The organism is Pantoea sp. 22096 (assembly GCF_052045955.1).
Taxonomy (GTDB): domain Bacteria; phylum Pseudomonadota; class Gammaproteobacteria; order Enterobacterales; family Enterobacteriaceae; genus Pantoea; species Pantoea alfalfae.
The window spans coordinates 90301-104972 of record NZ_JBQEPW010000006.1 but is presented as its reverse complement, the minus strand read 5'-3'; the positions used below and the strand labels follow the sequence as shown (position 1 = coordinate 104972).

Sequence of the window (14672 nt, the reverse complement as noted above, 5' to 3'; positions counted from 1 at the left end):
ATAAGCTTAACGCGCAGGGAACTGGGTCAGAAGAGGAAAGCGTCCCGCGACTGGGACAAAAACGCCGGGAGCGTTTTTGAACAACGCAACGCGTTGGCCCGGATACGGGCGCACCTCATGGATGAGGTGCGTAATCGCGCGGGCCGAGCATGTCATGGATGACGGCTTTTGCGTCTTTCCGATCTGACCCTGTTTCCTGCGCAGCCGCTAACTGACAGCGAACCTTGTCAGGGTTTATCAGCAGAAAGCGCGCCTTCGGTGCTCTTTCTGCTTCCACACGTCAGGCTTTAACCCGCGCCATATAATGCGCGTCAATCAGTTCACCGTGTCGCATTGCGAAGCCTTTAGCCGTTCCCTCAATCTCAAACCCGAAACGCTGATACAGGGCGATAGCCGGGCCATTATCCACGAACACCGTCAGCTCCATTCGGCTCACCTGTAGCCAGTTGTCACATAACGAGACCATTTCACGCATGAGTGCCGTACCGACGCCTCGCTGCCGGTAGCGTTCATCCACGCCCATCCCCAGCGAGGCGACGTGACGGCGTCTGGGACGTGCTACTGCGTCCAGCGCACACTGGCCTACAACCTCTTCGTCGATACAGGCCACCAGCAGATGCGAATGGGGCGGTGGTGTAGCGAGGCGGGTCTGCCACATCTGTAGCGATGAGTGAGGCAGATGCAGCGTGCTGGCCTGGGTATCTGGCTGACTGTAAATCCTGTGCAGCGCAGCAGCATCTTCTGGCATGACGTGGCGGACAACTATTTCACTCATGGTCTCTCCTTTAGTCCATAAAAACCTTTTAAACATCAAGGTATTCACCGCGTTAATCAGGGTAAAAAATGTGAAAAGAACTTTACAGACGCGAATGATAATGATTATTATTGCTATGCGTTTCCGGGAGGTCGCCCGACAGCCTGGAAAAGCACGACATTGCTCACATTGCTTCCAGTATTATTTCGCCAGCTTAGATGCTGGCTTTTTTTTGCCTGCACTCCTTCAATCCTTTTCAGCCACTGCGTCGCACTCATTCAATGAATTTGAAAAGAGGCGTGAAGTTTTTCAGCTATCAATCAAACCGCCTCAGGGACACACTATAAAAAACATTGAGGAGATTTGAACATGATCTATGTACGCAAAGCTGAAGAACGCGGTCACGCAAACCATGGCTGGCTGGATAGCTGGCATACCTTCTCTTTCGCCAGCTATCACGATGCGAACTTCATGGGGTTCTCCGCGCTGCGGGTCATCAATGAAGATGTGATCGATGGCGGTCAGGGATTTGGCACCCATCCGCATAAAGATATGGAAATTCTGACCTACGTGCTCTCCGGTACGGTTGAGCATCATGACAGCATGGGCAACAAAGAGCAGATCCCGGCAGGGGAGTTCCAGATCATGAGCGCCGGCACCGGCGTACGTCACTCTGAGTACAACGCCAGCGAAAGCGAGCCGTTGCACCTCTATCAGATCTGGATCATTCCTGAGCGCACCGGCATTGAACCACGCTACGATCAGCGCCGCTTCCCGGATGTGCAGGGACGTCAGCTGGTGTTAAGCCCCGATGCCCGTGAAGGATCGCTGAAAGTTTATCAGGACATGACCTTATCGCGCTGGGTACTGGCTGCCGGTGAGCAGGATAACGTCGCGATTGATGCGGGACGCCGTATCTGGATTCAGGTCGTGAAAGGTGATGTTACCGTTAACGGCAACGCAGTTAACACCAGCGACGCCCTGGCGATCTGGGACGAAAGCGCGCTGACGATTGAAGCCAGCTCGGCTGCCGAAGTTCTGCTATTTGATCTGCCACCCGTCTAAGCAGATAACGGGCGCGACTCGTCGCGCCCGGTTAGGAATTTTGTGACAGAAAAGTGATAGACTCATCGTACTTTAGCTTTCAGGGCGATCCCAGGCGCTACGATGAAGAAGAAAAGACCGGTATTACAGGATGTTGCCGATCGCGTCGGCATTACAAAAATGACCGTCAGCCGTTACCTGCGTAATCCTGAGCAGGTCTCTGTTGCCCTGCGGGACAAGATTGCAGTGGCACTGGATGAGCTGGGTTATATCCCCAATCGCGCCCCCGATATGCTTTCTAACGCTACCAGCCGTGCCATCGGCGTACTGCTGCCATCACTCACTAACCAGGTTTTTGCTGACGTATTGCGCGGCATTGAAGCCGTCACTGACGAAGCCAACTATCAGACGCTGGTCGCCCACTTTGGTTACAACCCGCAAAAAGAGGAGCTGCAACTGCGCTCGCTGCTGGGCTGGAACATTGATGGCGTTATCCTCACCGAACGCACCCATACGCCAGGCACGCTGCGTATGCTGGAAGTGGCCGGTATTCCGGTGATTGAGGTGATGGACAGCGTTACACCCTGCCTGGATATGGCGGTCGGCTTTGATAACGTCGAAGCGGCCCGGCAGATGACGCAGGCGATCCTCAGTAAAGGCCATCGTCACACCGTCTATCTTGGCGCACGCCTTGATGAACGTACGCTGCAAAAGCAGCGCGGTTATGAAATCGCCATGCACGAAGCGGGTCTGACGCCGCACAGCGTGATGATGGAAGATGCCTCATCATTCAGCGCCGGTGGCGATTTGCTGCGTGAGGCGCAACGTCTCTATCCTGAAACGGATAGCCTGTTCTGTACCAATGATGACCTGGCGGTCGGCGCGATGTTTGAGTGTCAGCGCCAGGGATTGCAGGTACCCATTCAGATGGCGATTGCGGGTTTTCACGGCCATGATATCAGTCAGGTCGTCACACCACAGCTGGCGACCGTGCTGACGCCACGCGACCGCATGGGGCGTGAAGCGGCGGCGATGTTGCTGGCGCGTATTGCCGGTGAGAACAGTGATAATCCGCTTCGGGATATCGGTTTTGAGATCAGTGAAGGTGGCAGCATCTGATTGTGATGTTTTTATGAGTCAGCTCACACTTTTATGCTTTTCCTGGTAAAAAGGTTGCCAGGCTGTTAACCGGCCAGGAGAATGAGAAACGACATTGTTATCGGTAACATTGGCAAATTCTCACCTGCCGGAGCAGAAAAATGACAACGCAATCCCCGTCGCATCACGTTTTTATCCTGATGGGCGTTTCAGGCAGCGGAAAGTCTGCTGTCGCCAACCAGGTCTCTCACCAGCTGAATACAGCCTTTCTTGACGGTGATTTTCTCCACCCGCGCGCCAATATCCTGAAGATGGCCGATGGTCATCCGCTGGATGACAGCGATCGCCAGCCGTGGTTACAGGCGCTGAATGATGCCGCATTTGCCATGCAGCGGACCCAGGCGATCTCCATCATTGTCTGCTCAGCCCTGAAAAAAAGTTATCGCGACATTCTGCGTCAGGGCAATGACAACCTGCGTTTTGTCTACCTGAAAGGCGATTTTGACACCATCGAAGCCCGCCTGAAGGCGCGTAAGGGCCACTTCTTCAAGCCGCAGATGCTGGTAACCCAGTTTGCCACGCTGGAAGAGCCAGGGCGGGACGAGCCGGATGTCCTGGTCGTGGATATCGCGCATTCACTGGACGAGGTGGTAGCGGCTACGGTTGCAACTATTCAGGACGCTATCAGCCAGGGTTAGAGATGAATACCGCAACACTCGTTTTGACCGCAGCAGGCTCCGTCCTGCTGCTGCTTTTTCTGGTGATGAAGGCACGGATGCACGCCTTTGTCGCGCTGATGTTAGTCTCCATCGGTGCCGGATTGTTCTCCGGCATGCCACTGAACAAAATCGCGGAAACCATGCAGAAGGGGATGGGCGGCACGCTCGGCTTCCTCGCCATTGTGGTTGCACTGGGCGCAATGTTCGGCAAAATCCTGCATGAAACCGGCGCCGTGGATCAAATCGCGATCCGGATGCTGAAAACCTTTGGTCAGAGCCGCGCCCATTATGCGATGGGCATTGCCGGTCTGATCTGCGCGCTGCCGCTTTTCTTTGAGGTGGCGGTGGTGCTGTTGATCAGCATCGCGTTTGCGGTGGCGCGGCGAACTGGTGGCAATCTGGTGAAGCTGGTCATTCCGCTGTTTGCCGGTGTGGCCGCGTCGGCGGCGTTCCTGCTGCCCGGACCGGCTCCGATGCTGCTGGCTTCACAGATGCACGCGGACTTTGGCTGGATGATTTTGCTGGGTCTTTGTGCGGCGATCCCGGGCATGCTGATTGCCGGGCCGCTGTTTGGCAACTTCATCGGCAATCACGTGACGTTCAGTGCGCCACCGGAAGATCATCAGCCGGATGTTGATGAGAGTAAACTGCCGTCGTTTGGCTTCAGCCTCTCACTGATTCTGTTCCCGCTGGTGCTGGTCGGCCTGAAAACCATCGGCGCACGCTTCACAACCGAAGGCACCACGCTGTATGAGTGGCTGGAATTTATCGGCCATCCTTTCACCGCCATCCTGCTGGCGCTGCTGGTCGCGATTTATGGTCTGGCTTACCGTCAGGGTATGGATAAAGAGCGGGTGATGCAGGTGTGCGGCAGCGCGCTGCAACCGGCCGGGATTATCCTGCTGGTGATTGGCGCAGGCGGCGTGTTCAAGCAGGTGCTGGTGGATTCCGGCGTCGGCCCGGTGCTGGGCAATGCGCTGACCGGCGCGGGCCTGCCGATTGCGCTGGCCTGCTTTATCCTGTCGGGCGCGGTGAGGGTGATTCAGGGGTCGGCGACGGTCGCCTGTCTGACCACGGTCGGCTTAATCATGCCGGTGATTGAACCGCTGCATTACAGCGGTGCTCAGCTGGCGGCGCTGTCGATCTGCATCGGCGGTGGCTCGATTATTATCAGCCATGTGAACGATGCCGGGTTCTGGCTGTTTGGCCGCTTCACCGGAGCCAGCGAAGCGGAAACGCTGAAGACCTGGACGCTGATGGAGACCATTCTCGGCACCGTGGGTGCAGTTGTTGGAATGATTGCTTTCGAACTGCTTTCCTGACCAACCCGACGGGCTATCTGCCCGTCAGTTTTTTCCCGCGAGCCGGGGAAGAGTAAAAAAGGGAACAGCAGATAAGGTGCCACTACCAAAAGGGCAATGACGCCGCGTGAATAGCCGGCGTCATTTATTCTTCTCACCCCGCAGGAAAATAGAGGCAAAACAAACAGCAGCAGCGCGATTAAGCTTATTTCATGCTCTGGCCCGGTAAACCATTGCAGATAACAGCAGAACCAGACCAGCTGAAACAGCAGGAAAATAAAATAGCTCGTCCTTCCTTCACGCCCTTCATAGTTAAACGTGCGCAGCAGACAGCTTTTGATAATTTGCAGCAGCCTGTTCATGCCCATTTTCTTCTTATCAGAGCAAAAACAACCAGCGTGATAGCGGCGGCAAGCAAGTAAACCCAGGCCAAATCAGTGACGTCAACTTGCATCAGTTGCACGTCATTCAGCGCCGCTTTCTGGCTCGGGACAGATAATACGGTCAGGCCAGCTAAACAGAGTATATTTGCCAGAAAGAATAGCGCCTGAAAAACTGTTTCTTTAGCCACGGACAGGGCGGCAATTTTTCTGAAATCCCACCAGGCTACCAGATAAACCAGTAGCCAGAGCAACGCGCAGAGTAGTGGGGCAACCAGATAACTGCGCATATCTGTGATCACCCCTGAATGGCCGCTGCTGGCATACTCCAGGACTTCCTGAAGGGAGACGTAACCTGTTATCAGATAGAGCGCGCCGAAGAAAAAGGGTAATAACAACCTCATTGCATTTCCCTCCGGGTTTTCAGACGCTGTATCTAACTTTCGATACTACCCGCCATAGATATCTCCTTTTTTACAGCATTATATAAATAATATTGTTCATTTCAATGCCGTAACTATGTGATAAACAGGCTGAACTGATGCGGCTGCCTGCCTGTCAGTGTAAAAGGACAAAGGCGCGCTTATAACTTCAGATAAGCCCGAATGCCATCCAGGAACATCTGGGTGGCCAGCATAATCAGTATTAATCCCATCAGACGTTCCAGCGCATTCACACCCTTATCGCCCAGCAGACGCAGGAACAGACCTGACATCAGCAGAATAGCGACCGTTACGCCCCAGGCGATCAGCAGCGCGCCTACCAGATGCGACATCTGATGCGGATACTGATGCGACAGCAGCATCAATGTGGCCAGCAGCGATGGCCCGGCCACCAGTGGAATCGCCAGCGGCACCAGGAACGGCTCTTCACCCGCCGGTAAGCCAGAACTGCTGCTTTCAGCCGACGGGAAAATCATCTTGATGGCGATCAGAAACAGGATGATCCCGCCGGAAATCGACACTGTTTCGGTGCGCAGATTTAAAAACGCCAGGATGCGTTCGCCGGTAAACAGGAACAGCAGCATGATGATCAGGGCAATCAGCATTTCGCGGATTAGCACCACCCGCCGCCGTTTCGGCTCCAGATGCTTCAAAACCGACATAAAAATCGGCAGATTGCCCAGCGGATCCATAATTAACAACAATAATATTGTTGCCGAAATCATTTCAGTCATCGGTTTTGCGCCATGTTGTTCGCGAAAAAGCGGAGTTATTAGTTACGCTGCTGAAAAAGTTAGCGTAATCGAATTAATTCACTTGCTACCCGGCCTGCATTTTGTAGAGTGAGGGGACACAGGTAAATCCTATTATTACGCAGAGCGGCGTGAAAATAGCACGCCGCTCTCTCCTCTGAAATGAAAAGCAGGTGTAACTGCCTTAGACGGACACGACATGAAGAATGTAGGTTTTGTTGGTTGGCGCGGCATGGTCGGCTCAGTGCTGATGTCCCGCATGAGTGAAGAGCGTGATTTTGATGCAATCAATCCGGTCTTCTTCTCGACGTCGCAGCATGGTCAGGCGGCACCCGCGTTTGCGGGCAAACAGCAGGGCACCCTGCAGGATGCGTTTGATATTGAAGCGCTACGCGCGCTGGATATCATTATCACCTGCCAGGGCGGCGACTACACCAGTGACGTCTATCCAAAGCTGCGCGCCAGCGGCTGGCAGGGATACTGGATTGATGCGGCCTCTACGCTGCGCATGAAAGATGATGCCATCATCATCCTCGATCCGGTCAACCATGCGGTGATTCGCCAGGGCATCGACCGTGGCATCAAAACCTTTGTGGGTGGTAACTGTACTGTCAGCCTCATGCTGATGTCGCTGGGCGGCCTGTTTGCGCAGGATCTGGTGGAGTGGGCCTCGGTTGCCACCTATCAGGCAGCCTCTGGCGGCGGCGCGCGCCACATGCGCGAACTGCTGACCCAGATGGGCATGCTGCACGATCACGTTGCGCCTGCGTTGCAGAACCCGGCTTCGGCCATTCTCGACATTGAGCGTAGCGTGACCGACTTTACCCGTTCCGGCACTTTACCAACCGACAACTTCGGCGTACCGCTGGCAGGCAGCCTGATTCCATGGATTGATAAGCAGCTGGATAACGGCCAGAGCCGCGAAGAGTGGAAAGGCCAGGCGGAGACCAACAAGATCCTCGCCACCTCTAAAGTCATTCCGGTTGATGGCTTGTGCGTGCGCGTCGGGGCGCTGCGCTGCCACAGCCAGGCCTTTACGCTGAAGCTGAAACGCGACCTGCCGCTGGCTGAAATTGAGCAACTGCTGGCCTCTCACAATGAGTGGGTCAAAGTGGTGCCGAATGATCGCGAGCTGACGATGCGTGAACTGACGCCAGCCGCTGTTACCGGCACGCTGACCACACCGGTTGGCCGCTTGCGTAAACTGAATATGGGGCCGGAATATCTCTCCGCCTTCACGGTGGGCGATCAGCTGTTATGGGGCGCAGCCGAACCGCTGCGTCGCATGCTGCGGTTGTTAACCAACTAAACAGCAAACATCGCCACAGGGCGGATTGATAATCAATGCCGATCAGATGAAACAATGGATCGGCTAACCGCCTGGTCGCTATGTGAAAGCCCGTAATCATTACTGATGGTTGCGGGCTTTTTGTTTAGTTAAAATTAAATGCAATGTTATGAGCGGGTATAACTTAAAAAAGCCTCAAGGGGCTTTTTTATGTCTCTATTGCCATTATCAGGCAGAGCGCCAGTGATCAGGATTGCCTTTGCTGGTATTTCTTACTCGGGCGACTAGCGGATTATGGCCTGCCTTTTTGGCTGCCTGAATTGCGCTGTCTTGAGTTGAATGATTCAATCCATCAATACTCTGACCTCCAGCATATTCGACGGTATAATGTGTGATCGCTGATCCTTCCGGGCGTCCGGTAGGCTGTGGTTCTACATAAACGTTAGACATAAAATAAACCTCGCTTCTTGAAAGTTATTTTCCAACCACTTTTAATATGATTGTTTATTTTTTCATTTCCAGTCAGGATTGCTTAATCGCTTAATATCTAAAGTGTGATGATGTTCAAAAAAGAATGACTTGCTAATTTTTATTATGTTAGCGCTGTGTTTTTACAGGGTGAATAAAGTTAAAGAAAGTTTGCGCTGTTACTGGCTTGATTGTTTTTTTAATTAATGAAGTTTCTGGATTATTTTTTATTATAACGACTACCCACTGATACTGGCGTACCACTTTACGACTGCACCAGTGGGTAAAATTCACGGCGATTTTCAGCTAATCCTTTTTTTAATTAATCCTTTTCAGCCATGCTTTTCTTTCCGATGCGCTATGCCCGTACATTCCAGTCATCCGTATACTGCACATTTCCATCAACATAACGCCATGTAATTTTGTCATACATCATGGATATCGATTCCATATGATTAATTTGCGCATTACCTGACATTTTAGCATTTGGCATGCCGGGATTCACACCGGTAATCTTTACCCCCTCGATAGTCATAACAAAGTAACACTCTTCCTGACCGGCATGGTTGATTCTGTACCAGCGGATTTCCGCACTTTGCAGCGTCTGACCCGTCGCCACCGCCTTGTACAGATAAGGACTGGAGCTATCAAACTCCTTTTCAATCATCATCGGTGAGTGTGAACGCTTGCCGGTAATCTTGCCGTTGGCGCTGTCTACAGGAATATTCAGCCTATGACTGAAACCCACAATCTCAATGCTGCCATCACGATCCTGGACATCAACGGAGCCTTTAATATGAGCGCCGCCATCATCTTTGAGCCACATATAAGCAGGAATTGACATGTTAATATCTCCTTATTTTTGTGATTAACTTCATTGTCAGGAAAAAAACCACCACAGTAATAACTATATTAGCGAGGAAACTAATATAGAAAAACGTATCATCTATTGCCTCTGCGCCAATTTCACCAGGGCCATAAAGCAGGTTTCCTATCTTCAAAACGAAATCATAGTTAATCCAGTTATACGGTTCACCCATAGTCCGCCCCACACAAAGTAAAATCAGAAGGAAAAAGGCTACCTTCCCTGATTTACGGGCAAGTATCGCCATAAGTGATTACCTCAATGGTGCCATAGGCTTTTAAGTCGCTGCCCGGAATCGGGGTTCTGGACGTTCTTAGCAGAGCATTTCTCAGCATGTCGAAATCGGATTGCCAGGCAAGAGTAATGCAACCCTCTGAGACATGACCAGGATGAAGCCTGAAACCGCCCCGGGCTACGCCCCGAAAGAATGTGCTATCGTCGATCATGTTATCTGCACGAAAAAGGGCAAACCATTCTGAATGATCAACATGATACTTAAAAGCAGATTTTATTTCGTCAATTGCCCATGCTCTGACGCTGTTGATCCAACTACCAGAAGGGCGGTCAACAATGTAGTAACGTCCGGCAGGTAATGGTCCCTTATTAATTATCATCCCGCAACCACCCTTGTTACGATAGATGCCATTACCAGAAAACGCTTAAAACGTTCCTACTCCCGGAAAACTCAGTGGTGAATAATCAGCGTTATTGATTACAAACTTTCCGTATAAAATCATAGCCATTTCTTTGCCTCTGTTATTTTTATTTGCATGCTAATACAAAGAAAAAAACAGACGAATGGCTATTTCTGTAAAAAATTAAGCTTGTGAAGCCGATTCACTTCCAGCCCTGTTGGTGTCCCAAATCCTGCCAATCCCAGAAACATGCCGTTAACCATCGCTTTACAACACGTTATCAGGTAGCTTTTCTTGATCGTTGTCTGCACTCCACGCTTCCGGAGGCTGACCAGGGTCGGCGGCAGAGCTATCGTTTCGATCCAGTAAAAAATGTTGCTTCATCAGTTGGGGCATTTCGGGCAGCTTAAATGAAAATAATCATCCATTTACTTGGCTTTTTCATCACTGTCGTACACGAAACAATCTACCGTTTCGCTTACTCAGTGATCTGCTTCCCTTTTTTGCCGATCGCTAAAGAATATTTTGCTTAAGTCCATGGCAACTCCCGTGACCAAGCTATGATTTAACCATGATGTGCCACAGGTCACTCTTGTGCTTTCCGGATTAAATGGTTGTGGTACACGGCAAAAACACTTTTCCCACGGAATGGCCTGACTTCTTTGTCGTTGTACGTATGGCTCAATGAAGAGCAGCGCAGATGAACCGCGACAGGCTGTGTCGCGTTCATTTCGGCTGCCAATTATCACAGGAAGAAAGTCATGTCAGAGCTTCCCGATCGCGATGCGATCAATGCCCTGTTTGCGGGTAATTATGCCGACCCTTTTTCGTTACTAGGGATGCACCGAACTCAGCAAGGCCTTGAAGTCAGGGCATTGCTTCCCGAAGCGCTTGAAGTGTGGGTCATTGAAACCTCCACCGGGCGCAAACTGGCTCAGCTGGTGTGTGAAGATGCACGCGGCTTCTTCAGTGGCGTCATTCCACGCCGCAAAAACCCGTTCCGCTATCAGCTGGCGGTGAACTGGCACGGCCAGCAAAACCTGGTAGACGATGCCTATCGCTTTGGTCCGCTGCTGCAGGAGATGGATCTGTGGCTGCTGGCGGAAGGGACACACCTGCGCCCTTATGAGACGCTGGGCGCGCACGGCGACGTCATTGATGGCGTCTTCGGCACCCGCTTCTGCGTCTGGGCACCCAACGCCCGTCGCGTGTCAGTGGTTGGCGATTTCAACTTCTGGGATGGCCGCCGTCATCCGATGCGTCTGCGTCAGGAGCTGGGCATCTGGGAGCTTTTTGTACCGGGCGCGGTCAATGGCCAGCTCTACAAGTATGAAATCATCGACGCCAATGGCGAACTGCGCATCAAAGCGGACCCGTACGCGTTTGAGGCGCAGATGCGTCCGCAGACTGCGTCGATGATCTGTGGTCTGCCAGAGCCGGTTGAGATGAAAGCGGAGCGCAAGGCGGCCAACGCCTTCGACGCGCCGATCTCCATCTATGAAGTGCATCTGGGCTCCTGGCGTCGTCACACCGACAACAACTTCTGGCTGAGCTACAAAGAGCTGGCTGAACAGCTGGTGCCCTACGTCAAAGAGATGGGCTTTACCCATATCGAACTGCTGCCGATCAACGAACATCCGTTTGATGGCAGCTGGGGCTATCAGCCGCTGGGCATGTATGCGCCGACCCGACGTTTTGGTACCCGTGACGAGTTCCGCGCCTTCATTGACGCCGCCCATGACGCGGGCCTCAACGTGCTGCTCGACTGGGTGCCGGGTCATTTCCCCAGCGATGATTTCGGTCTGGCGCGCTTCGACGGAACGCAGCTCTATGAGCACAGCGACCCGCGTGAAGGCTTCCACCAGGACTGGAACACCCTGATCTACAACTTTGGTCGCCGGGAAGTGAGCAACTACCTGTCGGGCAATGCGCTCTACTGGACCGAACGCTTTGGCATCGATGGCCTGCGTGTGGATGCGGTCGCGTCGATGATCTACCGCGATTACAGCCGCAACGAAGGAGAGTGGGTGCCGAATCAGTTCGGTGGCCGCGAGAACCTCGAAGCGATCGAATTCCTGCGTTACACCAACCGCACGCTCGGCACTGTGGCATCCGGGTCGGTAACCATGGCTGAAGAGTCAACCGACTATCCTGGCGTGACGCGTCCGACCGAAGGCGGCGGGCTGGGCTTCTGGTTCAAATGGAACCTGGGCTGGATGCACGACACGCTCGACTACATGCAGGTCGATCCCATCTACCGCAAGCACCATCACAACCTGATGAGCTTCGGCATGATGTATAACTACACCGAAAACTTTGTGCTGCCGTTGTCGCATGACGAAGTGGTGCACGGTAAGCGCTCAATTCTCGATCGTATGCCGGGCGACGCCTGGCAGAAGTTCGCCAACCTGCGTGCCTACTATGGCTGGATGTGGGGCTTCCCGGGCAAGAAACTGCTGTTTATGGGCAACGAATTTGCTCAGGGCCGCGAGTGGAACCACGACGTCAGCCTGGACTGGCACCTGCTGGAAGGGGATGACAACTGGCACAACGGCGTTCAGCGTCTGGTGCGCGATCTCAACCACACCTATCAGCACTACACGCCGTTGCATCAGCTCGACTTTGATCCGGCAGGGTTTGAGTGGCTGGTGGTGAACGATGCGGAACACTCCGTCTTCGCTTTCGTCCGCCGCGACCGTGAAGGCAACGAAGTAATCGTCATCAGTAACTTCACCCCGGTGCCGCGTCCGGGCTATCGCTTTGGCGTTAATCAGCCTGGCTACTGGCGAGAAGTACTGAACACCGATCAGCATGAGTATCACGGTAGTGACGTGCGCATTCATCGGGTGCATACCGATGAGCAGGAGAGCCACGGACGACCGCAGTCGCTGAGTCTTGATCTGCCACCGCTGGCAACAGTCTGGCTGGTGCGGGAGGCTGAATGACCATTACTGCCGGAGATCCCGAACCGCTGGGTGCCAGTTATGATGGCAAAGGCGTTAACTTCACTCTGTTCTCACAGCATGCGGAGCGCGTAGAGCTCTGCCTGTTTGATGAACAGGGCGCAGAACAGCGTCTTGAGCTGCCTGGCCGCAGTGGGGATATCTGGCACGGTTATGTTCCGGCGTTAAAACCGGGACAGCGCTACGGCTACCGGGTGCATGGGCCCTGGGCGCCGCAGCAGGGACATCGCTTTAACCCGGCGAAGTTACTGGTCGATCCCTGCGCTCGCGCGGTGGAAGGCGATGTTCCGGATGACCCGCTATTTCATGGCGGCGAGGCGCAACCCGATCCGCATGACAACGCGGCGATTGCGCCCAGGTCGCGGGTGGTCGCAGAGGATTTCGACTGGCAGGACGATGTCGCACCGCGCGTGCCGTGGGGCAACACGGTAATTTATGAAGCCCACGTGCGCGGCCTGACGCAGCAGCATCCGGAAATTCCGGAAACGCTGCGCGGGACTTACGCGGCGCTGGGTCATCCTGTTATGGTGGATTACCTGCGCAAGCTGGGGATCACCACCCTTGAACTGCTGCCCGTGGCCCATTTCGCCAGCGAACCGCGACTGTTGCAGCTCGGCCTCAGCAACTACTGGGGCTACAACCCCTTTGCGCTCTGGGCGGTGGACCCTCGTTACGCCTCCGGTCAGCCGGGCGTGACGCCGTTGCAGGAGTTTCAGCAGGCGGTCAAAAGCCTGCACGCTGCGGGTATCGAAGTGGTGCTGGATGTGGTGTTCAACCATACCGCCGAACTGGATGAGATTGGCCCGACAATCTCCATGCGTGGCATTGATAACGCCAGCTACTACTGGCTGGATGAGCAGGGCGATTATCAGAACTGGACCGGCTGCGGCAACACGCTGAATATCCACCATCCGCAGGTAATGGCGTGGGCCCTGGAGGCGCTGCGCTACTGGGTGCGGGTCTGCCACGTCGACGGCTTCCGCTTTGACCTCGCACCAGTACTGGGTCGTACACCCGATTACCAGCGTGATGCGCCCTTTTTCGAGGCGATACGCGCCTGTCCGCTGCTCTCCCAGGTCAAGCTGATTGCGGAACCCTGGGATATCGGCCCTGACGGCTATCAGGTTGGCCGTTTTCCGCCGCCGTTTACCGAGTGGAACGATAAGTTTCGCGACACCGCACGTCGTTACTGGCTGCACGGCGACGTAAGCAACGGCGATTTTGTTCGCCGCTTTGCCGCCTCCAGCGATCTCTACCAGCATGATGACCGGCTGCCACACGCCACGGTTAACCTGATCACCGCCCATGACGGTTTTACGCTGTGGGATGTGGTGAGCTTCGAACGTAAACACAACGAAGCGAACGGGGAAGATAACCGTGATGGCCACGGTGATAACTACAGCCACAATCACGGCAAAGAGGGGCTGAACGTCAGCTTTGACGTGATCGAACGCCGCCGTCGCAGCGTACGGGCACTGCTGACGACGTTGCTGCTGTCACAGGGCACGCCGATGCTGCTGGCCGGCGATGAGCGCGGCCACACCCAGCACGGCAACAACAACGCCTACTGTCAGGATAACGCTCTGAGCTGGCTTGACTGGCAGGCGGATGAGAAGGGATTAGTCGGATTCACCGCAGCACTGATTGCTCTGCGCCAGCGCATTCCGGCGCTGACCGCAGATCGCTGGTGGCAGGACGGTGACGGCAATGTGCAGTGGCTCAATGCCGGTGGCCAGCCACTGCAACACGATGAATGGGCACAGGGGATGCACAGATTGCAGATCCTGCTGTCCGGCCGCTGGTTAATAACAATAAACGCCACGGATACGGTGAATGACATCGTGTTACCAGACGGAGAATGGCGTGCCCTTCCTCCTTTCGCCGGGGACGACAACCCCATCCTGCTAACTGTCTGGCATGGTCCCGCACACGGTGTGTGCGTGTTCCAAAAGCAATCATAAG

The 14672-nt window shown here is 54.0% G+C and carries 12 protein-coding genes and 2 pseudogenes; 7 read left to right on the top strand and 7 right to left on the bottom strand.

The window, feature by feature from the left end; translation table 11 throughout:
- Window positions 1–280 precede the first annotated feature (280 nt).
- Window positions 281–775: a GNAT family N-acetyltransferase gene (locus ACTJKZ_RS17775; protein ID WP_161735528.1), complete on the bottom strand. Its 495-nt coding sequence runs from the start codon at window positions 773–775 to the stop codon at window positions 281–283.
- Window positions 776–1123: 348 nt separating this feature from the next.
- Between ACTJKZ_RS17775 and ACTJKZ_RS17770 the strand changes: the two genes are divergently transcribed.
- From ACTJKZ_RS17770 to gntU, 4 genes are all read left to right on the top strand, one after another.
- Window positions 1124–1819: a pirin family protein gene (locus tag ACTJKZ_RS17770; RefSeq protein ID WP_440829893.1), complete on the top strand. Its 696-nt coding sequence runs from the start codon at window positions 1124–1126 to the stop codon at window positions 1817–1819.
- Window positions 1820–1921: 102 nt separating this feature from the next.
- Entirely contained in the window at window positions 1922–2917 is a 996-nt protein-coding gene (gntR, locus tag ACTJKZ_RS17765) for a gluconate operon transcriptional repressor GntR (protein ID WP_161735524.1), read from the top strand.
- A 140-nt stretch (window positions 2918–3057) separates the two neighbouring features.
- The gene (gene gntK / locus ACTJKZ_RS17760; protein ID WP_161735522.1) at window positions 3058–3594 is read left to right on the top strand and encodes a gluconokinase; all 537 of its coding nucleotides are present in this window, start codon (window positions 3058–3060) and stop codon (window positions 3592–3594) included.
- A 2-nt stretch (window positions 3595–3596) separates the two neighbouring features.
- Complete coding sequence (gene gntU, locus ACTJKZ_RS17755) at window positions 3597–4937, top strand: gluconate transporter (RefSeq protein ID WP_008926287.1); 1341 nt, start codon at window positions 3597–3599, stop codon at window positions 4935–4937.
- A gap of 44 nt (window positions 4938–4981) precedes the next feature.
- On the opposite strand, the pseudogene ACTJKZ_RS17750 reads toward gntU, so the two are convergent.
- From ACTJKZ_RS17750 to ACTJKZ_RS17740, 3 genes and pseudogenes are all read right to left on the bottom strand, one after another.
- Window positions 4982–5278, bottom strand: a pseudogene (locus tag ACTJKZ_RS17750) (DUF805 domain-containing protein); the annotation flags it as partial.
- Window positions 5275–5700, bottom strand: coding sequence for a hypothetical protein (locus tag ACTJKZ_RS17745; protein ID WP_440829892.1), 426 nt, complete (start codon window positions 5698–5700; stop codon window positions 5275–5277). The gene ACTJKZ_RS17745 and the pseudogene ACTJKZ_RS17750, both read right to left, overlap by 4 nt.
- 179 nt (window positions 5701–5879) lie before the next feature.
- Window positions 5880–6473, bottom strand: coding sequence for a YhgN family NAAT transporter (locus ACTJKZ_RS17740; protein WP_013359324.1), 594 nt, complete (start codon window positions 6471–6473; stop codon window positions 5880–5882).
- Window positions 6474–6690: 217 nt separating this feature from the next.
- Here ACTJKZ_RS17740 and asd point away from each other — a divergent pair, with 217 nt between their 5' ends.
- Window positions 6691–7800: an aspartate-semialdehyde dehydrogenase gene (gene asd, locus ACTJKZ_RS17735; RefSeq protein ID WP_161735516.1), complete on the top strand. Its 1110-nt coding sequence runs from the start codon at window positions 6691–6693 to the stop codon at window positions 7798–7800.
- A gap of 805 nt (window positions 7801–8605) precedes the next feature.
- On the opposite strand, the gene ACTJKZ_RS17730 is transcribed toward asd, so the two are convergent.
- The 3 genes and pseudogenes from ACTJKZ_RS17730 to ACTJKZ_RS17720 form a co-directional block, all read right to left on the bottom strand.
- Entirely contained in the window at window positions 8606–9091 is a 486-nt protein-coding gene (locus ACTJKZ_RS17730) for an Hcp family type VI secretion system effector (RefSeq protein ID WP_440829891.1), read from the bottom strand.
- Window position 9092: 1 nt separating this feature from the next.
- Window positions 9093–9359, bottom strand: a complete 267-nt coding sequence (locus tag ACTJKZ_RS17725; RefSeq protein ID WP_260059415.1) for a hypothetical protein — start codon at window positions 9357–9359, stop codon at window positions 9093–9095.
- A pseudogene (locus ACTJKZ_RS17720) lies at window positions 9340–9849 on the bottom strand (DUF2778 domain-containing protein). The gene ACTJKZ_RS17725 and the pseudogene ACTJKZ_RS17720 overlap by 20 nt, the downstream one beginning before the upstream one ends.
- Window positions 9850–10508: 659 nt before the next feature.
- Here ACTJKZ_RS17720 and glgB point away from each other — a divergent pair.
- Complete coding sequence (gene glgB, locus ACTJKZ_RS17715; protein ID WP_260059414.1) at window positions 10509–12692, top strand: 1,4-alpha-glucan branching enzyme; 2184 nt, start codon at window positions 10509–10511, stop codon at window positions 12690–12692.
- A complete protein-coding gene (gene glgX, locus ACTJKZ_RS17710) occupies window positions 12689–14671 on the top strand; it encodes a glycogen debranching protein GlgX (protein WP_440829890.1) in 1983 nt (660 codons plus the stop codon). The genes glgB and glgX overlap by 4 nt, the downstream gene beginning before the upstream one ends.
- Window position 14672 lies beyond the last annotated feature (1 nt).